Source organism: Enterococcus sp. 9D6_DIV0238, from assembly GCF_002174455.2.
In the GTDB taxonomy this organism is placed as follows: Bacteria; Bacillota; Bacilli; order Lactobacillales; family Enterococcaceae; genus Enterococcus_L; species Enterococcus_L dunnyi.
Map to the genome: position 1 here is coordinate 548,108 of NZ_CP147246.1, position 23,173 is coordinate 571,280.

The following is a 23,173-nucleotide window of genomic DNA, read 5'->3' on the forward strand; positions in this document are numbered from 1 at the left end:
ATCTCAAAGTTATCTTGTTATTTCTTCTGTTTCAAGGTAGTATAGAGTTAATCGATTCATGCTGGATAATCATTGACAGCTAGTCTAAAAATGAGAAAAGTGAGGATATAAGTAGTGAAAAAAATTCTGGGTTTCGGCATATTGACATTGTGCGGATTGACTTTGGTTGCATGCAGCAGCAACGACAATACAACAAAAAAAAGTAGTGCAGACTCTTCGACATCTCAAAAAAAAGAAGGCAATGCGTATTTTAAAGATGATACTTTAAAAATCGATATGGCTACAGTGAAAATTCTTTCTACAGAAGTGTTACCTGCTGATACAGCTCTTTATAGAGAAAAACCACAATTAGCACTGACTTATGAAGTGACAAATGACAGTAAAGAACCTCTGTCTGCTTCTACTGTCTGGATTGCTTGTATGGAATTAACACAGGAGGGTGAAAATACGATCAATCGGCTGAATGTTGGTATGACACCACAAGATGAACGCTTTGCAGAATACACAGAACATCAATCAGATGATATCAAACCAGGCGGTAAAGTCAAAGCAATTATTTCTTATGATTTAGACGATACTGAAACACCGGTTGTTTTAAAGGCAACACAGGGAATGGCTGGAAAAGAGCTTGGTGAGAAGAAAATTGACTTAAAATAAAAGAAAAGAGCAGTTTGCCGGATATTTGGCTCACTGCTCTTTTTGTTAGTTCATTCAAAAAAGTCACTATCTAACAAAAACCAATGCTTCTGATCGTCTATTCTTTCACAGGTACCAGTAGTTGACTCGTTCCAGTGGCATTGGCTTGGGCAGTCACATGAACCTCGATACTCTCCCCAGAATAATCGATCGTTCCGACTGCTTCAGAGTAGTTTTTACTGGTCGATAAATCCTCAAAACGAAAAGTTGTACTATTGATGTACTGAATATTTCTCCATTTAATATCATTGACTTTAAATTCCGGTGCTTCTGGTGATGTTTCTAAAATGGTGGCAAAGCTATTTTCCTGTGAGATCTGAATCGCTAATTTAAGTCCCTTCAATGAGTCGTCTTCTCTCACCCAAATGCGATTCATGAATGCATCAAACTTGTTTTTTTCATTTGCAGAAAGGGTCTCTCCAATAAAGTCTGAGAGCTTTTTCAAACTATTTTTTTCTTCCTTATTCAGGAGAGTCGCTAATTTCTCCAAACTATAAAAATTATTGATATCAGACTCCTTGACCTTATCATTGATTTGTTCTTCGATCACTTTATTTAATTTATCCATATTTTCTTCGTTTAATACGTTTTGAGCCGCTAATAACTGCTCGTATGTTCCTTCTGCATCATTGTTCATTAGACGAGTTGAAATTTCCGACAAATATAACTCATAATAACTTATTTGCCTGAATTCCTCAGCTTCTTTTGTCTCTGATCCTTGAAGTGAATCAATTGCCGCTTTATACTCTTTTTTCTTTAGATTCACTTAAGCGCTTGAAATTTGATAAGCATCTTTTACTTTATTATCCAGTTTTTTTTGTCAGCAAGCAAGTCAACTACCTCTTGATAATGTTCTTTTTCAAAAGCCAACTGAGCTTTTGAAAATAAATAGATACTTTCACTTTGTTCAGACTTCTCCTTGTTTTCCTCTAACAACGCGACAACTTCTTGATAATTCCCTTCTTTATAAGCCGATTCTGCCTTCTCTTCTTTGCTTGTACAACCTGACAACACGGCAAAAAGAACAATAATTATAACAAAACTTTTTCTCATGTTTTACTCCCCTTTCCTTACAACAACTTAATTATATAATAATAAAATCTCGTCTGACAATCGCTCAAATCACCTTAACATTATTTCTCATATTTCAGTCGTTAAAAGCGCACCGATCGAGATCATTCTGCTAAAAAAAGACTGGCGCATCTAATTTAGATTCAGTTGAATTCTAGTTAGAAGTACCAGTCTTTTTATATAAACAAAAAAAGCCTTCTCGGCTTTGATCAATCAACAATTCAATCAGACACATGGCGGCACTCACTTAGTGCTGCTTCCTTCCGGATCTGACACGCTTCGTAAGCCCACCATTGTCCTAGCCTTTCGGCAAGATTTAGTATACCGCATTTTCGATTGCTTGGCTAGTCTTTCTTTTGTTTTTTTAAAAGTTTCTTTTTCTCACGTAACTTCCGAAAAAAAGTAGTCAATAACATGCCGCATTCTTCTTCTAAAATACCGGACTCTACGTATGCAACATGATTGAAACGATCATCGTCCAATAAATTCATCAATGTTCCAGCAGTCCCCCCTTTTGGATCTTTAGCGCCATAATAGACTTCCTCCACACGCGAAAGAAGCATTGCACCGCTGCACATCGGACAAGGTTCTAATGTAACAAAAAGCTGTGCGCGCTCCAAGCGCCAGTTCTGGATATTCTTACAAGCTTCTTTGATCGCAAACATTTCTGCATGAGCTGTTGCATCTAAACTATCTTCTCGAAGATTATGCCCCCGCCCAACGATTTCACCATCGATCACAACAACCGCACCGATCGGCACTTCATTCAGCGTTTCTGCCTTCTTCGCTTCTTTGATGGCTTCAAGCATAAATTGTTTTTTTGCTTCTTGTGTTAGATGACTTGTCTTTTCATTCAAGTAATTTCCGCCTTTCACAAACTAGAATAATTAAACGATTCAATCCTATTCATGGTACAATAAACAAGTGAGGTGTGTCTATGACTATCGAAGAATTAATGAAATTATACCCTGAAGGAAAACTTCAAAAAGAAAAAGCAAACGACAGCAAGCTTTCATTACCGATCAATGGCGATTATTTTGTCATTGCTAAAGACATATTAAGTGAAAAAGAGTTATATTTACTACAAAAATTATTTTTATCCAACAATTTTTCTGTGGATCTAAAAAAGCATCCTTGGTTTGATTATCTCTTTAATCAGGCAAATGTTGAAGCGAGCGGATCGTTTCGTATCATACAATTTCAACTCAAAAAGCCGAAAGCTTTTTTACAGAAAGAATGGGAGCAAAGCATGAAAGAGATTTTTCCTGCCTTTGTAGATTTCTTTTTCACCGATGAAAATAACGGGCTTTTGATTGAACAATATACAAAAAATCACTATCATTTGACGGATATTCAGAGCATTTTCTTAACGCTTGATGCTGATTTTGACTCTTCTACCAATGCATTCGTGGGAAATTTTTACCCAGCTGACGACCATCTATCAGCTCTATTTCATGAGGAACAGCAAATTTTCTTAGAGGAATCCAGTCACTTAAAAGCGCAGTCTGTTTTTTCTTTAAGTGATGTAGCGATCCATCATTATACTAAAAAGAGTATGAAAGAAAGCCGAATAATCCATGCCTATTCAAAACAGCTTGTTTTTTCTCCTGAATTCAAACAAATTATTTTGACCCTTTGGCATCATCAGGGAAATATTAGCTCTACTGCTAAAGACTTATATATGCATCGAAACACGTTACACTATCGTATCGAAAAATTTTATGAGCAAACTGGTCTATCCTTAAAAAAAATGGACGATCTAGTCTTTTGCTATTTACTTATTACAAAATGAAAGGAGTGCGTCGCAAAACTAAACATCCGTTTTGTGACGCACTCCAAATCGTAATAAACGGTGGTCAAAAGTCAGGTCTTTTGTAAGTCCTCGAACCTGACCGACTTTTGTCTCAACACCATTTTTATAACTATTTTGGTCAAATTACATTAATTCATCAATAAAACTAAATAAACGATCTTTTACATTCTCAGTACTATCCTTTAGAGACTCTCCATATGAAGAAATCTTTTTTCCACTGTCCTTTACTTTTCCTAAGACATCCATCATAGAATCCAATTCATCATCAGATAGTTTATCAACGATACTTAATAATTTTTCATTACCGCCAAATTTATCATTCACAAATTTTTTAGCTTTGCAGCGATTGGTTACATGGTAAACTTTTTTTGCGATTTTTTCTGAAGCGATCACTGCTACAGATACACTAGCCACAGCTGCAATACTTAATCCAATACTGATTTTTGTTGATGTTTTCATCTCATTCAGCTCCTTCTTACTCTCTATTATCATGATAACACACTCTTAAAAATTGAGGTAATAAAAAAGCAGGATCAATTCCGTCGATTGTTTCCACCAAATAAAATGATCAGGCGAAGTAATTGTAAAAATGTTGCTAGTGCGGCTGCTACATATGTTAAAGCAGCTGCAAACAAAACTTTTCTGGCCATTGGAACTTCTTCTGCTGTTAGAATATTGCCGTCAGACAAAATTTTTAATGCTCGTCTTGATGCATTGAATTCAACAGGAAGTGTTACCAATTGAAAAAGCAAAGCCAAAGAAAATGCCAGTATACCAATATTGATCAATGTTTGATTCCAGCTAAAAAGCACACCGATCAATATGATCGGAAATGACAATGATGAACCGATATTCGCTACTGGAACGATTGCCGCCCGAATTTTTAAAGGACTATATCCTGTATGATCCTGAACCGCATGACCGCATTCATGTGCAGCAACACCAATTGCCGCAACAGACATCGATTGTGCTGTTGCTTCTGATAAACTAAGCATCTTATTACCTGAATTATAGTTATCAGTCAAATTTCCTGAGATTTGTTGTACTCCGACATCATTGATATGTTCTTCTTGTAAAATATATTGAGCCGCTTTGGTTCCTGTAATATTATTTCGACTCTGAATTTTGTCGTATTTTCGAAATGTGCTATTTACATATGCGGACGCAGCCATTGAAATCAAAAGGCCTACGATAACCAAAATATATGTCGGATCAAAAATTGCATAAAATGGTACCATTTTTTATTCCCCCTATTCTTTTCTCCATTGTATCATGTCTTTCTTAAAAAAGTGTATCCAGAACTTGACGATTTTATGAAGGCTGAACTAGATTCCTCTAACAAAACTGTCACTTTTTTTTAAGTCATTTCAATGGATTCCTTTGTCAAAAACAGGCATACTACCATTAAGAGGTGAAGAGAATGAAAAAACTATTACTTTTTATCCTGCCATTCTTACTATTAACAGGTGCAGCTTGGTTTGGATACAATTACTATTATGGCGGAAAAGCCTATTATACCCAAGTTGGAACACCCACAGAAATAAAAGACGGAAAGTTTTCAACTGGCGAAACATATACTCAATATGACTATACGCAAGATGCCTACGATAAAAATGGTGAAAAAAGCGTCCAAAAGATGAGTGAAATCAGAGACAAGCCCTTACGTATCAACGCTTATTTAAAATTGAAAGTCAATGCCAGAAAAGGCGTGATAAGCTGGGAAGAAGTCAAAGAAAACGAAGTTCCTCCGAAAGCTTTAGCTCACATGAGTGAATAAAGAAAGAACATGTTTAAAAAGCGCACAAGCAAAATCGCTGTGCGCTTTTTTCATATTCAATGCTCCTATAATTGATTACTGATTTTTTCAATATTTTTTAACACAATAGATACGGTACCGTCAGGATTATTTACAAATTCGATCAAGTCTCCATTACGATATACATCGATCGGGACGATCAATTCGATCCCGTTACTCATTTTTAGCTTTTGCTTCCCAAATTTTTTCTCGGAAATTTCTCTCGCTTCTCTTACCGGAGGCGTTTTATCAACAAATTTTGATTCATTGACTTCTTCTTGATATGCCATACGAGCTGAAATATTTTCTTTAAAGACTAACTCAGCGACTTGTTCGTTATCGATCGTGCCTGTTTCTTCGATACTTTCATATACAGCTTCTTTAACAGAAGCAATCAATTCGAACTCATCTTCATTGAATTTTTTTCCGATACGTTTGACTGCTTTTTTGATTTCCTTCATGTTTTCTTCTATTGAAGGAGCTGGTTCTGATTCAATGACTTTTTCAGAGAAGTACCAAACTTTTTCTCCTGAAAATTCATAACGTTTTTCAAGCAATTCATAGGCTAATGAATCAAGATTAACGGTCATTCCTTCATCTGGCTTTTGTGATTTTGAAGGTAAGATCGCCCGATTGATGATCAGCTTATTGTAAACCGCATCCTCTTCATAATCTACATAGTGAGTGTAGCTCTCTTTATAATTCAATTTGATCATAGCCAAGTGCATGATTGTATCCAACTCATATAGAACAAACAAAACATCCGCACTTGGTGCATCTTCACTGCCTGAATAAACATCGTACCAATGCTGAGCTAGATCCTGACTCTTTTGAATAAAATCATTGGGTATCCCGCGCATCTTTTCAACAAACGTACTCTCTTGTGCCAAAATCCCTGTTTTTGTTTGAGCAGTCGAAAGTTTTGTGATCTTACTCGTTAAATAAACACGAATATATTCCGTTGTTAAATCCAATTCCTTTTGTGAAAAAACCGGCGTTCCTGTCTCACGATCAATAATATGCAGGATCGCACTTTTTAAATAAATATCCATCTATCCTTCTCCCTTTTCTTAAACCTTATTTAGTCTACCTGAAAGAATGGAAAAAGCCAACTATTTTCTAGGAAATATCTTCTATAACCATATTAAAGTAAAAAAGTCACGAACCAGTGGCTCGCGACTTGATAGAATATAGTTTTGCTAAAAATTATTTTTTATGCGTTTTCTTCAACATATAACTTGCCAGTCGCTTCATCTACAGGATCAAGCTTATTGAAAATTCCTTTTGTTCTGAAGATATATGTCAAAATGAATGGTACAACGACTGCGATCACCATCGCACCAAAGAAGACTAAATAGTATTGTGGAACGATCGATAAAATCCCTGGAAGTCCGCCAACACCAATACTAATCGCTTTTACATCAAATAATGTAGAGAATAATCCTGCACAAGCTGAACCGATCATGCCTGCGACAAAAGGATACACATACTTCAAGTTGATCCCAAACATCGCTGGTTCAGTGACACCTAAATAACATGAGATCATCGCTGGAATCGATACTTGTTCTTCTTCCTTGTTTCCTTTGTGCATGAAAATGACAGCAAGTACAGCTGAACCTTGAGCAATATTGGAAAGCGCGATCATCGGCCATAAGTTCGTAGCATGGAAATCAGCAATCAATTGTAGATCGATCGCATTCGTCATATGATGTAGACCAGTGATAACTAAAGGCGCATACAAGAATCCAAACAACGCACCAAACAACCAGTTTACTGAAGAAGTCAATCCTGCATTTACAACATCAGAAACCCAGCTACCGATTGCCCAACCTACTGGACCCAAAACTAAATGAGCAGCTAAGACTGTTGGTACCAAAGCAAACAATGGAACAAAAATCATCGATACGGCCTGAGGGATAACTTTTCTAAAGAAGATTTCCAAATAGGCTAATAGGAAACCTGCCAGCATTGCAGGAATCACCTGTGCTTGATAACCGATCATGTTCACGTGAGCAAAGCCAAAATCCCAAAATGGAATGTCCGCTGCTGCTGTCGTTGCAACTGCATAAGCATTTAATAATTGTGGAGAAACTAATGTTATCCCTAGTACAATACCAAGAATTTGAGTAGTCCCCATTTTTTTCGTAATACTCCAAGTAATACCAACAGGTAAAAATTGGAAAATCGCTTCACCGATCAGCCATAGGAATGAGTTCACACCGCTCCAAAATTGTGAAACTTCAACAATTTTTTGTCCATCTAAAAAACCAAATGGAATTCCTTCTAAAACATTACGGAAGCCTAAGATCAGTCCACCGATTACCAAAGCTGGAATCAATGGTGTAAAGATTTCTGCCAATACAGAAATTGCCCGCTGTACCGGATTTAGATTTTGTTTTGCCGCTGCTTTCCCTTGCTCTTTGGAAACGCCTTCAAGTCCTGAAACAGAAGAAAAATCATTATAAAATTGCGCTACCTCATTACCAATAATGACTTGAAATTGTCCAGCGTTCGTAAATGTTCCTTTAACTGAAGGGATTTTCTCGATTGCCGCGGTATCAGCTTTAGCCGCATCATTCAGTACAAAGCGCATCCGAGTTGCACAATGTGAAACCGCTGCAATATTTTCTTTGCCTCCAACATCTTCTAACAGTTTTTTTGCATCTTCTTGAAATTTACCCATTTCTTTGCTCCTTTCCGTTAACTTGTATGTACAAGTTCCCTGTATTTGTATAATACTGCATTATTTCATTTTTTACAAGCGTTTTCTTTTTAAAGAATAAAAAAATTTCGTTCTACTTATTTATACGCATTATTACAATTTCGAAGCACTTCATTTGTATTTCTCAAATCACTGGAATTTATTTCAGAAAATGATACACTTGGATTTATCAAATACAAAAGAGACTGCTGGTGTCAGCGGTTTGATCGAGGGAAAAATGAAAAAAAAATCTATTGCTATCAAACTAAAAAAACGTTTATCTGCTGTACAAGTTCTTGCTTTAGGGTTCATTCTTCTGATTTTTTTAGGAGGCGCGCTACTTACCTTACCGGTCTTTTCTCGAAGTGGTACGTCTACACCGTTTATCGATGCTTTATTTACTTCTGTTTCTGCTGTTTGTGTGACTGGATTGACAACTTTGAATACCGCACTTCATTGGAATGCTTACGGACAGTTGATCATCATGCTGTTGATTGAAATCGGCGGGCTCGGATTTATGACGATGCCTGTTCTTCTATACTTTATTCTTCGAAAAAAAATTACGCTAAGTACGCGTATTTTATTGCGTGAAGCGCTTAATTTAGATGATATGTCTGGTGCTTTTCGTTTGATGATTTATGTCGTCAAATTGGCAGCTATTATTCAACTGACGGGAGCTATACTACTTTCCATTCAATTTGTTCCTGAATTTGGCTGGCGCAAAGGGCTATTTTTCGGTCTTTTCCATTCTATTTCAAGTTTTTGTAATGCTGGATTTGATTTGCTTGGAGATAGCTTGACCCCTTATCAAAGTAACCCGTTTGTTTTATTAGTTGTTGGTGCGTTGATCATTTCTGGTGGCTTGGGATTTATTGTTTGGCAAGATCTATTAAGAGTCAAAAAAAAGCAAAAGTTTTCTCTGCATACTAAAATTGCTTTGATCACTACTTTTTCTTTACTTATTGGCGGTTTTATCATCTTTTTCTTAACTGAAAAAAATGCTGGTCAATTAACAGAAGGAACAACTTTTTTCGATCGGTTGATCAATACTTTTTTCATGTCAGTTACTCCTAGGACTGCTGGCTATTATTCGATCGATTATATGCAGATGACAAATGCCGGTCTGATCACAACTATTTTTTTAATGTATATTGGGGGAACCTCAGGATCGACTGCAGGCGGATTGAAGACAACGACGTTCGCTGTTTTAGTGATTCAAATAGTTTCCATCTTCAAAGGACGAACGAGAGCCGAATTTATGGGACGGACGATTCGAAATAGTACTGTTTTCCGTGCTCTGACGCTATTTTTTATTACATTGACCTTGTGCGTATTATCTATCATGCTTTTATCTATTACGGAAAATATCCCTGAATCCTCCGGTATTGAGTATATTGCCTTTGAAGTATTTTCGGCATTCGGAACGGTTGGCTTAACAATGGGTCTTACCCCAGAACTGACTTTTATCGGCAAGATCATCATCATGCTGTTGATGTACATTGGACGGGTAGGCATCTACACGGTTGGCTTTTCTTTATTGACAAGAGGACAAAAGCAACAAGCTAAATACAAGTATCCTGATGAGAGCGTGATGATCGGATAATAAAAAGAAAACATAAAATTCAAATATTTTATGTTTTCTTTTTTAATTTAAACTATTTTTTTAGTCAAAAAAATCCCACCTTCTAAGAAGATGGGAAAAGGAGTTTTACTCTTGCGAGTAAAATGAAAAAATAAAAAGGGTTGTTGTTGGTATATTTGTATATTACTATCTTTTCTTATTAATAGCAACTAATAACCCTCAAATGATAATTTATTTTTAATTTCAAAAAATATCAATGATAAACAATATTTTATTTAAATGATAAGTTGTTATTCTATCATTTAAATAAAAAATCCCACCTTCTAAGAAGATGGGAAAAAGGAGTTTTACTCTTGCGAGTAAAATGAAAAAATAAAAAGGGTTGTTGTTGGTATATTTGTATATTACTCGCCTGTTTCTTTTTTTGCAACTAATAACCCTTATTTGTTTTTATTTTTTATAAAATGATCGCTAAAACTTATGTCTATGCGTGTTTCGAGCTTACAATAAATAATAAAAAAATAGCATCCTCTTCAAATATGTATATAAGAGAATGCTTTTTTTATCGTCAATAAAAGTAGGTTTTCCCTTAAAATAATCAATCACTTTAAAGGATATTTATCAAAAATATTTTCTTTTCCTTGTTTTATCGCTAAATAATCTATAATGATGTCTTTATACCAGCTAGTATTCATTGCTTCATTTTCATTGCTATAACTAACAATGTATTCTTCCCAATTTTCATAATGCTCCTGAGCTAATTTATAAAGCATCTCTAAATACATCCAGGCATCCTGCTCCTTGATAAGATCAAGTGTAAAGCACACACGAATGATATACCCTAATCGCTCCATATCAAATGCACCTGAATCACTGATTTTTTCAGAAGCACTCATTAATACTTGTACGTCAGTCTCCTGTTTACGAGCTGCTTTTTGAATTTCTTTTTGCACTTTGCCTTTCGTATCCTCAGATACTACTGCTGCATAACTATTTTCACTAATCCAGCTTTCGATCAACGCTTTGGCATTCTCCCCCGTTGAAATCCCAAACATCGGCAACCAATATTTAACAATATTCTTCTTGTATTTTTCTGGAAAATATAGTTTCAAATAATTTGGTTGAACCGCCCTTTTCGCTTCGGCAAATCGAGTAACAGCGGCTCCAATACAAAGAAATTTTTCTTTTTCCGGTGGAAAAACATTGAAATCAATAATTTCTGAAGGTACTTCTATTTTCTTTTTAAACCACATAGCTTTTCTCCTTTATTTATCTTCTGAAAGTATAAAAACAGACTCTCTTTTATTTTGCCATACACCCAACATAGAAAAAAGGTTTAAATAATAGCGTTTACAACTCATATCAATGTGTAAATGAATAAGATAATTATTTGTTGCTTATCTTTTGGTATAGAAAATACGATCTAGAGCAATCGCTGTTAATAAAAACGTTTTGTGATCCTGAGTGTCATCTACTTCAATATGATATTCATCTCCACCTAAAGTCAATTTTCTTTTATCTATATCACAAATAACTTTTTCTTGTAATTTGAACTGATGACTTCCTGTCATCCCATAACCTAAGCTTACATCACCAAGCACTGAATCAATCGCAAATTTATAGCTAAAAATATTTAGTGAGCGAGCAATAGATAAAACGGATTCACCCTCGACTGAAATGTGATACTTTTTGAAATTGTATCTTAAAAATGAACCGATCATACTCAAAACATTGACATTTGTTTTACACATAGCCAAAGTCTCTCCATCCAAATCAGTAATTTCAAAACTTTCTCGTCCTAAAAAACTTCCTATTACTTTATATAATGGATTGCCTGAGGCATCTAAAATCTCATACGTAGGCTTTAACGCAACCAACTTTTGTTTCACAATATATTTCATGTAATATCCCCTTATTATCTTTGATTCTTATTTCATTTTTTTGATAGGCATTTCTAACTCATTCAATAACGTATATTCATCATCAAATGTACGAACAATTACTGGTATTTCTTCATTTTTAAGTTTGTAAACTTCATAATAGAGCATTTCTTCCCCTGATTCCAAGCTATCTCTATTGATTGCTTTTGGATCTAATAACTCATTATCCAACGAAATAAAGGTCGGTTCTAATACTTCATTATTTTGGCTAAATTGAAAATATGTTTTGAGTGGCGAGATCGCTGCATGTTGTTTTTTATTTTTGAAATGATAATAGACGATCATACTAGCTTCATTAAATGAATCTAAAAGACTATCCACTCCATTAAATTCTATCCTATAGGTTTGCGTCTCGATGATTTGTTTTGTTGCTACTTCTTTTTCTGAGTCCACCACTTTTTTGATTTTTTGTGCTTTGATATCAAGTAAATCTAGTCGTTCATTTTGGTAGCTTGTATATAGGTAGCCGATTGGTACCCCATCTACTTTTAGGATCTCCCCGTCTTTTGGCCATTGCTCTTTTTTTATATTAGATACATCTAAATAGATCGGTTTTTTTGGATTTCTCATCATAAACACTGGGATATACCAAACCCCATTTAGCGTTTTATCTTTCGACTCTATTTGGTAAGGTTCTCCTTGTGCTTTTACAACAAATGATATCTTCTTATTAAAGAGGTCGGACATCTTGATCTGTTTTGGAAAACTCACTAAACTTGATAATTCTCCATAAAGTTGCTCCTGAGCTATAGATGAATCTTTTATGACTTTTGTTTTTCCGTCATCTTGTACATGATTGATCGGTTTTGAACATGCAGTCATACTAAGTAGTTCCAATAAGACAAAGACAGTGAGCAACCACTTATTTTTCACATAATTGTCTCCTTTTTCAATTTTGATATAGATCTGTCAATTCTAGAATTTTATAAAAGTACTTTTTAAACCTACATCATGTAGTTATATTATCATGCACTTTTCTAATTTGTCAATAGTCGTGTTATAATTGAGTTATTCGTCTTATTTAAAACCAAAATAGGATAAACAAAATGAAAAGGAGAGCTTGTATGGCACCTAAGATATCAGATTCAGAATTAGAGATTCTAAGAATTATCTGGGCTCATGACGGACAAATGATGTTTTCTGACATCGTTGACGAACTGCATAAAAAAGAATTTAAATGGAAAAACAATACGATTCTGACTTTTTTAGCTCGCTTGACAGAAAAACAAGTTTTAGCTGTTCAAAAAAAAGGGAGACGAAACGAATATATCGCTTTATTAACTGAGAAGGGATATTTAGAACAAGAAACAAAAGATTTTGTGGGGAAAGTATATGAGGGTGAAGTAAAAGGATTGATTGCAACTTTGGTAGAAAATGAATTGATTTCTGATAGAGAAATTGAGGATCTAAAAGAATATTGGGAAAAAAATAAAGAATGACTAGTGTAAAATTATTGATGTTACTTGTTTCCCTTAGTCTTTCAGGTACTATTTTATTTGGTATTTGGACACTCTTCAGACGAATCTTGTCAAAAAAAGTCTCACATCGTGTATACTACTATCTTTTATTGATCGTATTATTGCGCTTGATCCTCCCTATCTCTTCAGAACAAAGTGTGATTGGAAAATCCTTTTCAACCTTTGAGTCCTCTAATATTTATACAACGTTTTTTGGACCAAAGGATCGCAAAAATCCTGCTGTCATCGTTGGAGACAATGTTGTGATTGGTGACAATGTTGTTATGGGAAGTAAAGGCAAAAATATTGCGCCATATATTTTATACATTTGGCTAGTGATCTGCTTTGGATTCCTCATTCAAAAAATCACGAAGTATCAAAGTTTTTCGAAGTATATCAAAGCAGACTGGCACCCTGTAGATGATCCCTTGATACTTGACACGCTTAGTACCATCTGTGAAGAAAAAAAGATCCATACCACTGTAGAGCTTTATACATCAGCACTTATTTCGTCCCCACTTTTATTAGGGATCAAAAAAAGCTATATCGTGTTACCTCGTGTATCACTAACTGAGGTGCAGTTATATCATATCCTTTCACATGAACTTACTCATTATAAGAATAAGGATTTGATTTATAAATGGTTTATGCAATTGATTCTTTGTGTTCATTGGTTTAATCCGGCTGTATATTTCATTGCAAGGGCTTTGAATCAAGAATGTGAATACGCTTGTGATGAAAGCACGACAAATCATTATACAAAAGAGCAGCAATTCGATTATGGTACAACATTGATAGAAATGGCCAGGATGCCGAATAAATACAATGAAAAAGTAGCTTCTGTCACATTATATGAGAATACGAACGAAATCAAAAAACGCTTAGATGTACTTATAAATACTCATAATGATCGACATCTTAAACGACTGACCTCAGTTTTTTCTGCTATGATTCTTATTTTCAGTGCCATTATTTTAGGTGCTTATACGGTACCCCAAAAAACGCTGCCTATAGATAAACCAACTGATGCACCATCAACTAGCGAATCTTCTGATGAAGTGGACGCAACTAAAAAACCCTTAGGACGTCCGTTCTCTTAGATTATACAAAAAAAGGCCTGTTCATTCGGCCTTCTTTTTGTATAAACCAACATTGGTCAAGAGAAATAAAACTAGAATAAGAAAACCTATCATCAGCAGTTGCAATGAAAAAACTTCATCTGTTCTTGGTAAGTCCTCTTTGATAATCGTTTGTTTATATTCAGGAATAATTTTATCTGGTAAGGCAAGAGGGGAATGATTTAGTTCTACCTCTTTCATTTTCCTGTGATTTGAATTTCAGGGTTGAAATCAGCTTTCGATCTTATTTTGTTACTATTGAATGATGAATCCTCAAATTGATAACGTGTGCGATTTACTCTTTCATGTATACTCAAAAGGATCACTCTCTCAAACTCTTAAATTTCACTTTAGACTTACCGTATGCCATTTCTTGATTTATTTGTTCCATTAGAATTGATATCTCTCCAATCAATTCAGTACAAATCATTTCAACAGAATAATGACCGCAGTCCATTTCCATCCTATTTACAATGTCCTCTTCACTCATATCCAAAGAACCATTTTCTAACTGTTTTAAATAAAATATAAATAATTGCAGCTTTGATTCTAAATGAAAACAATACAATGCAGATTGAATCGCATTCTTCGTTGTATCAGGTATCAAGAGCTTTTTTAGGTCACTTCTCAAATTCAAATAATATTTTTCTAAATTTGAATACCTTTCAATATGATGCTTCTGTACAAATAAATCAAGTTCTTCTAGAATACTTTTCTCATTATTCATAAACACGCTCCTCAAACATCTTTGTATGAAACTATTTCGACTAGATAATTAGTATAAATTATTTAAAGTTAGTCTCCAATGCGTTCTTTGATCGACATCATTTCTTTATGCAACAGAAAAAGAAGGAACAAACTTAAACGTTTAACAGTCTATAGTCCCTTCCCTCTTATCATTTTAGTCAAGATTCTTCCTAGTTCTGACCTTACTTTCTTCTATACACATCAAATACATTTATTTTTTGAATTTACTTCTTATGCTTTTTTTGAATTAATAAGAAGTATTTTTTCTCTTTTTTACTAAAAATAGTACTATTACAAGGATAAGCCCACTTCCAACGAATGTACCGATTCTCCTTGTTTTTTCTCCTGTTTTAGGTAGTTGTTGCTTTTTATTTTCTTTCGTTTTTGAATTTTTGTGATTGCTGTGTGGCTTGTCCGACGTCTTTTTGTTATCCTTCACTGTAATTTTGGCTACAGCACTTATTCCATCATAGCTATATTTTACCTCATAAGTCCCAACTTTTTTTGTATCGACTGTACCTTCTATACTAATCGTTTTAAATTCTACCGCATTGCCTAAACGATCAAATGCACTGGTAAAATTATCTGAGGCTTTCCAATTGTCCCCCAATTGGATGCTTGAATCATGGACATTTATGATCGGTGCTACTTCTTTTGCTTTTACGGTTATTTTCGCTACACTCGTTGTTTCTTCATAGCTGTAACTTACTTCATATTTACCTGGCTTAGCTGTATCTACTTCTCCTGTTACTTTGATCTCACTGAAGTCTAATGGATCATCATTTTTATCAAATGCACTGATAAAATTATCTGAGGCTTTCCAATTGTCTCCCACTTGAATACTTGAGTCTTGGATATTTATGATTGGAGCTGCTTCTTTTGCTTTTACGGCTATTTTTGCTACGCTTGTTGTTTCTTCATAGCTGTAACTTACCTCGTATTCGCCTTCTTTAGTTGTATCCACTTCTCCTGTTACTTTGATCTCACTGAAGTCTAACAGCTTTCCATTTTTATCAAATGCACTGATAAAATTATCTGCTGCTTTCCAAGTATCTCCCACTTGAATACTTGAGTCTTGAACATTTATGATTGGGGCTGCTTCTTTTGCTTTTACAGTTATTTTCGCTATACTTGTTGTTTCTTCATAACTGTAACTTATTTCGTATTCGCCTTCTTTAGTTGTATCTACGAAGCCCTTAACGGTCACATCTTCGAAATCGACTGAATTTCCATCTTTATCAGTTGCACTGTCAAAGTTATCTGCTGCATTCCAGCTTTCACCTACTTGAATGGTTGAATCATGGACATTCAATGATGAATAATCAATTTTTTCATACTTAAATGTTATTCTTTTTATCTCATAAGCTTCAATATTACCAGTTTTTGGATCCCCTTCAGTTCCAATAAAATTGTAACCATCCATCTCAATAGTCTCTATTTCATAAGCTACACTCTCTGGAAGATTGCCTGAAGACCAATCGAATTTAGAAATGTACTCAGTATTTCTTTCCTCTGCTTTTAGCTTATTCCCTAAAGTATCTTCATAATTTACGTATATTGTACCAGCATTGTCGTACACCATTTTATAATTTTGCGGATTCTTTCCATACACTATACCTGTAGGAAGCTCTGTTAAGAGAACCCATCCACTTGCATCCACATAATAAAGATCGTCATCAGCTGCATCACCAATTTTTCCAGAAAAAGTCACTGGTTGGATTTCGAAACCTGTTACTGGATCTGAAATATTATTTCCAAACGTATCTACATAGCTTATGATTATATCTCCAGTTTGCTCCACTTGTGTTGGTTGCCAAACATAAGTGCCTGCCATTTCAGAACCTTGGTAATTATTGAAGGCTGTAAGCTCCTTTGAAGTAAACACGTAGCTACCATTTGGACTTTCTGGTGTTCCGTCCCCAACATTTTGCCATTTCCCTGTATATTGAGTATTTGTTGGTACATCCGGAAGAGCTTCTACATTTGTAAAACGCACTTTGCTTCCCAATTTTAATTTTGTTAGTGAGGTTGTTCCTGCTAAAAACTCTCTATTGATATTAGAATTGATTTTCATCATATCAAATCCAGATAAGTCTAAATATTCTAGACTACTACAGTCTCGAAACATAGCGAACATCGAGCCCATTCCATTGACGGGTGTTCGAAATGAAGATACATCTAATTCTTTTAGCGAAGAACACTCGGCAAACATTAAATTTAAGAACCAAGTACGGCTCAAATCCAATCCTGATACATTCAAGGACACCAGTCCTGGATTATACGCAAACATACCTCCCATATCCGTAACGCTACTTGTATTAAAAGTTGAAACATCTAAAGAACGTAACTTAGGACACATAGAAAACATATTATTCATAAGTGTAGCCTGAGAAGTATCTAATAACTCTAAATTTTCTATAGATTCTAGATTAGGAAATTTTGAAAACAAGTATTTGCTATTTGAGTGAGCCACTACTTTACCTTCAAAAACAATTCTATTTATTTGATCAGAATAAGTTATCCATGGACTTTCTCCGTTTGTACTTTCAAAATTTCCTGCACCAATATGCAGTATTCCGTTAGAATCAATTCGCCAATCGCTCGTTCCAAAAGTCCCTGAATATAAATCATCACTTAACTCATTTAATTCCGTAGTATTTTGAGTTTCAACATTTCTTTCTTCGGAAATGCTGCTGTTCAACTCATTTCCCTCAAGATCATAGGCATCATCTGATGATTCCACCTGATCTATAGATTCTTCAGCACTTTGGCTACTGGTTTCGGTTGAAACTTCTTCGTTTTGAACCTGTTCTTCTTCACTTACATAAACCATTGGTTCTTTGATCGTTTCTATAGATTCAGCGTACACAGAAACTATTCCAGAAGTATAAGATGCGACTAATACAACTAAACTAAACATCGATAACATTCTTTTTTTCATTTCAATCTCCTCCTATAAATCATAAAAAAACAAATTCAATTTTTCACATGGGAATGCCTATATAAAAACAAATAAATTAGTAAGCTATTTTTGTCAGAAAAAGAGACAATCCCCTTAACGTTTGAAATAATATTCCATTAGTAAACCCCACATTAAATAACATGTCTTTACACCTCTATATTACAAGATTATATTTAAATTTCAATTTACAGTCTCTTTCTATCTGTAAAGTATAGACTTTATAATCAACTTTCAATAAATTGAATATGTACGACTATAAATAGGTTATTTATTGAAATTTTTATTTATCCATTGTAGTATTAGGCTGATAAATGAGTTTTTCGTGCTCTTTTAAGGAGTGATAAGAGATGAATGATCTTGAAATGGCCCAACTAATTACCGATTGCACAATTGAATTATTAAAGTCTAAACACTTTGAAAAAATCTCAATAATGGAAATCACAAAAATTGTCGATATTAGCCGCGTTACATTTTATAATTACTTCCAAAATAAAGAAGATGTACTTGATGTACTTATTGAGAATTTGCTCACTAATTTTGATGAGATCCAGAAAAAGAATCTCCCATTTTTAAAAAATGTCGACATGGAGGATTCTACTGCGATAAAAGATATCTTATTTCCTAATACCCTAGAAATCATGATTTTTTTCTATGAAAATAGAAAATATATCTCTGCTCTTGTGTCTGAACACAGTCCTGTAGACTTTATGGATATTCTTTACGCCACGTACTACAATCATTTTCTGATTGCCTTGCCAGAAATCTTTTCCGTTAAATTTGATAAAGTCATCATCGCAAGTTATGCAACTTATATGACTACCGGAGTAAAAGCACTGACAGAAGAGTGGTTTTTATCTGGTTTCTGTCAAACATCTGAAGAAATTACAGAACGAATCTTAACTATGCTGGCCCCTTCTCTTATGGAGTTGTATACACGAAAAGTAGGATCTCCATAAATCATTAAAATTCTACTCTAATAGGAATTCGATCGCAGAAAAAATTTCTCTATCAATTTTTTCCAATTTTAGTTTCCTCATTCAGTTTAACTCTAAAACTTCCCACTATTTACATTAAGTCTCCTTTGACCAATAGAACACCCTATATCAGATCATTAACTATGACAAATTTATCTATCGTGTTAAAATTAAGCTTACTTGTTGAGATTTTAGAAAAAATCTTTATGGGAAAAAACAAAGGAGGTCGTGTTAAGTGGAAAATGAAGTTGTTCTTTTTATTAAAAACTTAGATAGAAAAATTACGTGATTTGGTCCATGAAGTCATCCCTAATGTAGAGGAAAGAATCCAATACAAGAAACCACATTTTTTGAAAAACAACCAATACGCCGCAGTCATCTCACCAAGTAAAGATGCAATAGCTTTTATGATCATGAATACAGAAAATGTTACGTTTCCAAAAGAGTTTGGAGGACCTAACGAAAATGGTTGAAAATCAAAGAAAATGATCCAGTTGATTTTGAATTGCTGAAAAGCTTACTGACTGAAGCTTCAGAAAGTTTATAAATCTATTCACTTTAATAAAATAGTCCGAAACAAATGTCTCAACCAGCTTATTTCAAATTGAAACGAGCAAAAATAAAAAGAACATGTACCTTTTCTAACCCCATTCAATTTAAAGGGGAAATAGGAAAATTTCATGTTCTTTTTTTGCTTTTGTAATCTAAAAAAATATATAAATGATCGTTAATTTTTAGTGAAAATATTTGTGCAAAAAAGTCGAGAAAGTTCATTTTATTGTATGTATAATAGCCCTATAAGAAAGAGGTGAAACTATGCAAGAGCAGCTTGAAGCGGTTCAACGAATGCAAGACTATATCAAAATTCATTTCTCTGAGCAAATCAGTCTTGCAGATTTATCCAACGTATCACTCTTTTCTCCATGGTACTCTCATCGTCTATTTCAGCAATATACTGGAATTTCTCCTGCGAAATATATTCGTAAACTACGCCTATCAAAGTCTGCTTTAAAGCTAAGAGACGATCCTACTAAAATAGCAGATATTGCATTTGAAATGGGCTTTGGAAGCGTTGATGGGTATCAACGGGCTTTTTTTGAGGAATTTGGATGTAATCCTAGCGAATATGCTTCTAGACCAATTCCTTTGTATTTATTCACCCCATACAGTGTAAACTACAAGCAGACAGAAAGAAGTAATAATACTATGGAAAACTTAAAAAATGTTTTTATACAATTAATAGACAAACCCGCTCGTAAGGTACTCTTAAAACGCGGAATCGCAGCTAAAGATTATTTCTCTTATTGCGAGGAAATCAGTTGTGATGTCTGGGGGCTGCTTCAAAGCATTCCTTCTATCTGCGGAGAGCCTATTTGCCTTTGGTTGCCTACTATTTATCGGAAACCAAATACCTCAGAATATGTACAGGGTGTTGAAGTCTCTTTAGACTATGATGGCATTATTCCAGAAGATTTTGACGTGATCGAACTCCCTCCAGCCCAATATCTGATGTTTCAAGGTGAACCATTCGATGAACACTCTTACGGAAAAGCAATCGAAGAATTACAACTTGCTATTCAAAAATATGATCCGACGATAAGAGGGTATCTATGGGATACTGCTAATCCCCGAATACAACTTGAGCCGATCGGTACAAGAGGCTATATCGAATTGATTGCGGTAAAACCTCTGTAAAAACGACACTTTTTAGTTAGATATTGATAATCCAAGCTATAAAAAACAGAACTACAAGGAATATTACTCCTATTTTTTGCTTCTTGAATAAAAATGAACAAATAAAAAAGCCCTTGATGTACAAGGGCTTTTCATATTCGAAAATTGTAAGACAGCTCCGTGCCTTCTTATCTTCTGATTTCTTTGATACGAGCTGCTTTTCCGTGTAATGCACGTAAGTAATAAAGTTTCGCACGACGAACTTTACCATAACGAACTACTTCGATTTGGGCAACACGTGGTGTGTGTAATGGGAATGTACGTTCCACACCAACACCATTAGAGATTTTACGTACTGTATAAGTTTCGCTGATACCTGTACCACGACGGCCGATAACAACTCCTTCAAATAACTGGATACGTTCGCGTGTACCTTCGACAACTTTCGCGTGAACGCGAACAGTGTCCCCAGGACGAAACGCAGGGATATCCGTACGTAATTGTTCTTGTGTTAATTCTTGAATTAATGGATTCATTCTTTTTTCTCCTCATTCCAAACATTCTTATGGCACTGCCACAGCGGAATATCGTAATAGTTGAGCGCTTTACACTCACTGAAATAGTTTAACACAGTATCTATGTTGCTGTAAAGGGATTTTTCTTGATAATCTTACTTAAACTACGGGAAGCTCATCTAAAAAGTCTTGCAGTTGATTGATCAGTTTGCCTAAATGTAGACCATCGACTAAACGATGATTGACTTGAACAGAATATGGCAAAAGCAAGCAATCATCCCTCTTTTCGAATTTTCCCCATGTCACTTTAGGGATCGAGTCATCCCGATCTAAGCTCAATTCATTACCTAGATTTGTGAAAGAAAACCACGGCAGGCAAGAAAACTGGATCATCTCATCTGGCTGATACTTTGAATCAGGAAAGTAACACTGCTGTTCTGCACTGACTTTTTTTGCTTTATTGACAAAAGCGTGCAGCTCTTCTTCTAGATCAAGAGTCACAATATGAAATAATTCACTGTCAGGTTTTAAGTCTGTAAAACTTGGAATTAAACGATCGATCAAAAAAACTTCTTCGCCTCGTATTTTATAACGGAAATTTTCAATTTGGTTCATGATAGTCGTTGTTGCATAAATCATGCTGTAGTAAAAAGATAGCTCGTTTTGTTTCACATACTCATAAAAATGAGTCACATCCAATTGTGTCGTCACATCATACAAAGGTGAATCTGCAGCTCTTGAAAAAAAGTCAAAATGCTCTTTCCGTTGCCATGTTTTTTGATCGATGACTGTTGCCGTTACGCCCATTTCTGTAACCTCCTGTAAAGCTACTCTATTTCATTACGAAGTTCTTCCAACCATTTTTCCTGTTGAGGTGTTAAATCAACTTTCTCAAGCATATCAGGTCTACGATTTAGCGTTCGCCTTAAAGACTCTTTTTGCTGCCACTCGTCGATCAATTTATGATTGCCGTTTGTCAATACTTCCGGCACTTGCATCCCATTGAATTCCGCTGGACGAGTATATTGAGGATGTTCCAATAACCCAGTTGAGTGAGAATCTGTTTGAGCGGACAACTTATTTCCTAAAACATCCGGCAATAGACGAACTGTTGCATCGATCATCACCATCGCCCCTAACTCGCCCCCTGTCAACACATAGTCACCTAAAGAAACTTCATCTGTCACTAAGGATCGAATCCGCTCATCATACCCTTCATAATGACCGCAAATAAAGACGAGATGCTCTTCTTTAGAAAACTCTTCTGCCATTTTTTGATCGAACGGCTTTCCAGCAGGATCTAAAAGAATCACACGTTTTTTCGTTTCTGGCGACAATTCTTCGATGCTCTGTAAGTTATCATAGATAGGCTGAACTTTTAACAGCATTCCCGCTCCACCGCCATAAGGATAGTCATCTACAGATTGATGTTTGTTATCTGAATAATCTCGAAAATTAGAGACGTTGATCTCAAGTAAGTTCTTCTCCACTGCTTTACCGATGATCGACTCACCCATCGGCCCTTCAAACATTCTTGGGAACAGTGTCAATACATCAATCTTCATCATCGATCAATCCTTCTGGGATCTCCACACGGACAATACCTTGCTCTAAATCGACAGACTTAACAACGGATTCGATATAAGGAATCAATACATCCTTTTTCTTAGGACGCTGTACTACCCACACATCATTCGCTCCAGGTGATAAAATCTCTTTGATTTTGCCAAGCTCTTTTTCATTCTCATCGATCACAGTCAGTCCAATGATTTCATGATAATAAAATTCATCTTGGGGCAAATCTGTTAATTGCTCTTTTGATACTTTCAAGATACCGTCACGATACTTCTCTACATCATTGATAGATGAATGTCCTTCAAAGGTCACGATATCAAAATTTTTATGTTTACGGTGTGTGTTGATCGTTAGTTCAATTGGTTCTTTCTTCTCTTGAAATAGTGTTAACGTCGTCCCTTTTTTATAGCGAAGCTCTGGAAAATCCGTTTGAGAAATCACTCGTACTTCTCCTTTTAATCCTTGGGTATTAACGATTTTTCCAACATTTAAATATTCAGTCACGAAAAGCCCTCATTTCAAATTTTTGTCTTTTCCATTTTACCATTTCCAG

The 23,173-nt window shown here is 35.0% G+C and carries 26 protein-coding genes and 1 other RNA gene; 9 read left to right on the plus strand and 18 right to left on the minus strand.

All coding sequences use genetic code 11. The annotated features are described in order from the left end of the window. The first annotated feature begins 114 nt into the window (after positions 1-114). The gene (locus A5889_RS02535; RefSeq protein ID WP_087640298.1) at positions 115-657 is read left to right on the plus strand and encodes a DUF5067 domain-containing protein; all 543 of its coding nucleotides are present in this window, start codon (positions 115-117) and stop codon (positions 655-657) included. A gap of 97 nt (positions 658-754) precedes the next feature. Here A5889_RS02535 and A5889_RS02540 read toward each other — a convergent pair whose 3' ends face one another. The 4 genes from A5889_RS02540 to tadA all read right to left on the minus strand — a co-directional run bounded on the left by A5889_RS02540 (position 755) and on the right by tadA (position 2,624). Continuing rightward, entirely contained in the window at positions 755-1,462 is a 708-nt protein-coding gene (locus A5889_RS02540; protein WP_087640299.1) for a hypothetical protein, read from the minus strand. Positions 1,463-1,491: 29 nt separating this feature from the next. Further along, positions 1,492-1,749, minus strand: a complete 258-nt coding sequence (locus A5889_RS02545; RefSeq protein ID WP_087640300.1) for a hypothetical protein — start codon at positions 1,747-1,749, stop codon at positions 1,492-1,494. Positions 1,750-1,985: 236 nt separating this feature from the next. Beyond that, positions 1,986-2,072, minus strand: an RNA gene (ffs, locus tag A5889_RS02550) — signal recognition particle sRNA small type. A gap of 39 nt (positions 2,073-2,111) precedes the next feature. Continuing rightward, positions 2,112-2,624: a tRNA adenosine(34) deaminase TadA gene (gene tadA / locus A5889_RS02555; protein WP_176372782.1), complete on the minus strand. Its 513-nt coding sequence runs from the start codon at positions 2,622-2,624 to the stop codon at positions 2,112-2,114. Between the two features lie 80 nt (positions 2,625-2,704). Here tadA and A5889_RS02560 point away from each other — a divergent pair, with 80 nt between their 5' ends. Continuing rightward, a complete protein-coding gene (locus tag A5889_RS02560) occupies positions 2,705-3,559 on the plus strand; it encodes a helix-turn-helix domain-containing protein (RefSeq protein WP_087640301.1) in 855 nt (284 codons plus the stop codon). A gap of 144 nt (positions 3,560-3,703) precedes the next feature. Here the strand turns inward: A5889_RS02560 and A5889_RS02565 are convergent, their stop codons facing one another. Together A5889_RS02565 and A5889_RS02570 are read right to left on the minus strand one after the other, a co-directional pair. Next, positions 3,704-4,039 (minus strand): hypothetical protein, encoded by a 336-nt coding sequence (locus A5889_RS02565; protein ID WP_087640302.1) that lies wholly within the window; start codon positions 4,037-4,039, stop codon positions 3,704-3,706. A gap of 74 nt (positions 4,040-4,113) precedes the next feature. After that, positions 4,114-4,818, minus strand: a complete 705-nt coding sequence (locus tag A5889_RS02570) for a zinc metallopeptidase (RefSeq protein WP_087640303.1) — start codon at positions 4,816-4,818, stop codon at positions 4,114-4,116. A 182-nt stretch (positions 4,819-5,000) separates the two neighbouring features. Between A5889_RS02570 and A5889_RS02575 the strand changes: the two genes are divergently transcribed. After that, entirely contained in the window at positions 5,001-5,357 is a 357-nt protein-coding gene (locus tag A5889_RS02575) for a YxeA family protein (RefSeq protein ID WP_087640304.1), read from the plus strand. A 65-nt stretch (positions 5,358-5,422) separates the two neighbouring features. On the opposite strand, the gene A5889_RS02580 is transcribed toward A5889_RS02575, so the two are convergent. Together A5889_RS02580 and treP are read right to left on the minus strand one after the other, a co-directional pair. Then, positions 5,423-6,427, minus strand: coding sequence for a nucleoid-associated protein (locus tag A5889_RS02580; protein WP_087640305.1), 1,005 nt, complete (start codon positions 6,425-6,427; stop codon positions 5,423-5,425). 161 nt (positions 6,428-6,588) lie between these two features. Beyond that, complete coding sequence (treP, locus tag A5889_RS02585) at positions 6,589-8,058, minus strand: PTS system trehalose-specific EIIBC component (RefSeq protein ID WP_087640306.1); 1,470 nt, start codon at positions 8,056-8,058, stop codon at positions 6,589-6,591. A 256-nt stretch (positions 8,059-8,314) separates the two neighbouring features. Between treP and A5889_RS02590 the strand changes: the two genes are divergently transcribed. Then, a complete protein-coding gene (locus A5889_RS02590) occupies positions 8,315-9,679 on the plus strand; it encodes a TrkH family potassium uptake protein (protein WP_087640443.1) in 1,365 nt (454 codons plus the stop codon). Between the two features lie 581 nt (positions 9,680-10,260). On the opposite strand, the gene A5889_RS02595 is transcribed toward A5889_RS02590, so the two are convergent. The 3 genes from A5889_RS02595 to A5889_RS02605 form a co-directional block, all read right to left on the minus strand. Continuing rightward, positions 10,261-10,911: a DUF1266 domain-containing protein gene (locus tag A5889_RS02595; RefSeq protein WP_087640307.1), complete on the minus strand. Its 651-nt coding sequence runs from the start codon at positions 10,909-10,911 to the stop codon at positions 10,261-10,263. Positions 10,912-11,055: 144 nt separating this feature from the next. Then, positions 11,056-11,577 carry an LURP-one-related/scramblase family protein gene (locus A5889_RS02600; protein WP_339088434.1) on the minus strand — a complete coding sequence of 174 codons (522 nt, stop codon included), beginning with the start codon at positions 11,575-11,577 and terminating at the stop codon, positions 11,056-11,058. A gap of 9 nt (positions 11,578-11,586) precedes the next feature. Continuing rightward, the gene (locus tag A5889_RS02605; RefSeq protein ID WP_087640308.1) at positions 11,587-12,471 is read right to left on the minus strand and encodes a DUF5067 domain-containing protein; all 885 of its coding nucleotides are present in this window, start codon (positions 12,469-12,471) and stop codon (positions 11,587-11,589) included. 191 nt (positions 12,472-12,662) lie between these two features. Between A5889_RS02605 and A5889_RS02610 the strand changes: the two genes are divergently transcribed. Both A5889_RS02610 and A5889_RS02615 read left to right on the plus strand, forming a co-directional pair. Then, positions 12,663-13,037, plus strand: coding sequence for a BlaI/MecI/CopY family transcriptional regulator (locus A5889_RS02610; protein WP_087640309.1), 375 nt, complete (start codon positions 12,663-12,665; stop codon positions 13,035-13,037). Continuing rightward, the gene (locus A5889_RS02615; RefSeq protein ID WP_087640310.1) at positions 13,034-14,155 is read left to right on the plus strand and encodes a M56 family metallopeptidase; all 1,122 of its coding nucleotides are present in this window, start codon (positions 13,034-13,036) and stop codon (positions 14,153-14,155) included. Before A5889_RS02610 ends, A5889_RS02615 begins: the two co-directional genes overlap by 4 nt. A gap of 21 nt (positions 14,156-14,176) precedes the next feature. Here A5889_RS02615 and A5889_RS02620 read toward each other — a convergent pair whose 3' ends face one another. From A5889_RS02620 to A5889_RS02630, 3 genes are all read right to left on the minus strand, one after another. Then, entirely contained in the window at positions 14,177-14,374 is a 198-nt protein-coding gene (locus tag A5889_RS02620; protein ID WP_087640311.1) for a hypothetical protein, read from the minus strand. Positions 14,375-14,495: 121 nt separating this feature from the next. Continuing rightward, positions 14,496-14,900, minus strand: coding sequence for a DUF7006 family protein (locus A5889_RS02625; protein ID WP_087640312.1), 405 nt, complete (start codon positions 14,898-14,900; stop codon positions 14,496-14,498). 267 nt (positions 14,901-15,167) lie between these two features. Further along, entirely contained in the window at positions 15,168-17,861 is a 2,694-nt protein-coding gene (locus A5889_RS02630) for a bacterial Ig-like domain-containing protein (RefSeq protein ID WP_087640313.1), read from the minus strand. A 368-nt stretch (positions 17,862-18,229) separates the two neighbouring features. On the opposite strand from A5889_RS02630, the gene A5889_RS02635 reads away from it, so the two are divergent. The 3 genes from A5889_RS02635 to A5889_RS02645 all read left to right on the plus strand — a co-directional run bounded on the left by A5889_RS02635 (position 18,230) and on the right by A5889_RS02645 (position 20,551). Further along, the gene (locus A5889_RS02635; protein ID WP_087640314.1) at positions 18,230-18,838 is read left to right on the plus strand and encodes a TetR/AcrR family transcriptional regulator; all 609 of its coding nucleotides are present in this window, start codon (positions 18,230-18,232) and stop codon (positions 18,836-18,838) included. Positions 18,839-19,146: 308 nt separating this feature from the next. After that, complete coding sequence (locus A5889_RS02640; RefSeq protein ID WP_242585266.1) at positions 19,147-19,329, plus strand: DUF1801 domain-containing protein; 183 nt, start codon at positions 19,147-19,149, stop codon at positions 19,327-19,329. A 343-nt stretch (positions 19,330-19,672) separates the two neighbouring features. After that, entirely contained in the window at positions 19,673-20,551 is an 879-nt protein-coding gene (locus A5889_RS02645; RefSeq protein WP_087640315.1) for a helix-turn-helix domain-containing protein, read from the plus strand. Between the two features lie 167 nt (positions 20,552-20,718). Here A5889_RS02645 and rplS read toward each other — a convergent pair whose 3' ends face one another. The 4 genes from rplS to rimM form a co-directional block, all read right to left on the minus strand. Beyond that, positions 20,719-21,066 (minus strand): 50S ribosomal protein L19, encoded by a 348-nt coding sequence (rplS, locus tag A5889_RS02650; protein WP_010772344.1) that lies wholly within the window; start codon positions 21,064-21,066, stop codon positions 20,719-20,721. 138 nt (positions 21,067-21,204) lie between these two features. Then, positions 21,205-21,852 carry a chloramphenicol acetyltransferase gene (locus tag A5889_RS02655; protein ID WP_087640316.1) on the minus strand — a complete coding sequence of 216 codons (648 nt, stop codon included), beginning with the start codon at positions 21,850-21,852 and terminating at the stop codon, positions 21,205-21,207. 20 nt (positions 21,853-21,872) lie between these two features. Further along, the gene (gene trmD, locus A5889_RS02660) at positions 21,873-22,610 is read right to left on the minus strand and encodes a tRNA (guanosine(37)-N1)-methyltransferase TrmD (RefSeq protein WP_176372805.1); all 738 of its coding nucleotides are present in this window, start codon (positions 22,608-22,610) and stop codon (positions 21,873-21,875) included. Further along, positions 22,600-23,124 carry a ribosome maturation factor RimM gene (rimM, locus tag A5889_RS02665; RefSeq protein WP_087640318.1) on the minus strand — a complete coding sequence of 175 codons (525 nt, stop codon included), beginning with the start codon at positions 23,122-23,124 and terminating at the stop codon, positions 22,600-22,602. Before rimM ends, trmD begins: the two co-directional genes overlap by 11 nt. Positions 23,125-23,173 lie beyond the last annotated feature (49 nt).

Excerpts from the sequence above, each read along its gene's own strand:
- A5889_RS02545 (WP_087640300.1), bottom strand. The coding sequence starts at position 1,749 with ATGAGAAAAAGTTTTGTTATAATTATTGTTCTTTTTGCCGTGTTGTCA.
- A5889_RS02560 (WP_087640301.1), top strand. The coding sequence starts at position 2,705 with ATGACTATCGAAGAATTAATGAAATTATACCCTGAAGGAAAACTTCAA.
- A5889_RS02565 (WP_087640302.1), bottom strand. The coding sequence starts at position 4,039 with ATGAAAACATCAACAAAAATCAGTATTGGATTAAGTATTGCAGCTGTG.
- A5889_RS02570 (WP_087640303.1), bottom strand. The coding sequence starts at position 4,818 with ATGGTACCATTTTATGCAATTTTTGATCCGACATATATTTTGGTTATC.
- A5889_RS02575 (WP_087640304.1), top strand. The coding sequence starts at position 5,001 with ATGAAAAAACTATTACTTTTTATCCTGCCATTCTTACTATTAACAGGT.
- A5889_RS02580 (WP_087640305.1), bottom strand. The coding sequence starts at position 6,427 with ATGGATATTTATTTAAAAAGTGCGATCCTGCATATTATTGATCGTGAG.
- treP (WP_087640306.1), bottom strand. The coding sequence starts at position 8,058 with ATGGGTAAATTTCAAGAAGATGCAAAAAAACTGTTAGAAGATGTTGGA.
- A5889_RS02590 (WP_087640443.1), top strand. The coding sequence starts at position 8,315 with ATGAAAAAAAAATCTATTGCTATCAAACTAAAAAAACGTTTATCTGCT.
- A5889_RS02595 (WP_087640307.1), bottom strand. The coding sequence starts at position 10,911 with ATGTGGTTTAAAAAGAAAATAGAAGTACCTTCAGAAATTATTGATTTC.
- A5889_RS02610 (WP_087640309.1), top strand. The coding sequence starts at position 12,663 with ATGGCACCTAAGATATCAGATTCAGAATTAGAGATTCTAAGAATTATC.
- A5889_RS02615 (WP_087640310.1), top strand. The coding sequence starts at position 13,034 with ATGACTAGTGTAAAATTATTGATGTTACTTGTTTCCCTTAGTCTTTCA.
- A5889_RS02620 (WP_087640311.1), bottom strand. The coding sequence starts at position 14,374 with ATGAAAGAGGTAGAACTAAATCATTCCCCTCTTGCCTTACCAGATAAA.
- A5889_RS02625 (WP_087640312.1), bottom strand. The coding sequence starts at position 14,900 with ATGAATAATGAGAAAAGTATTCTAGAAGAACTTGATTTATTTGTACAG.
- A5889_RS02630 (WP_087640313.1), bottom strand. The coding sequence starts at position 17,861 with ATGAAAAAAAGAATGTTATCGATGTTTAGTTTAGTTGTATTAGTCGCA.
- A5889_RS02635 (WP_087640314.1), top strand. The coding sequence starts at position 18,230 with ATGAATGATCTTGAAATGGCCCAACTAATTACCGATTGCACAATTGAA.
- A5889_RS02645 (WP_087640315.1), top strand. The coding sequence starts at position 19,673 with ATGCAAGAGCAGCTTGAAGCGGTTCAACGAATGCAAGACTATATCAAA.
- rplS (WP_010772344.1), bottom strand. The coding sequence starts at position 21,066 with ATGAATCCATTAATTCAAGAATTAACACAAGAACAATTACGTACGGAT.
- A5889_RS02655 (WP_087640316.1), bottom strand. The coding sequence starts at position 21,852 with ATGGGCGTAACGGCAACAGTCATCGATCAAAAAACATGGCAACGGAAA.
- trmD (WP_176372805.1), bottom strand. The coding sequence starts at position 22,610 with ATGAAGATTGATGTATTGACACTGTTCCCAAGAATGTTTGAAGGGCCG.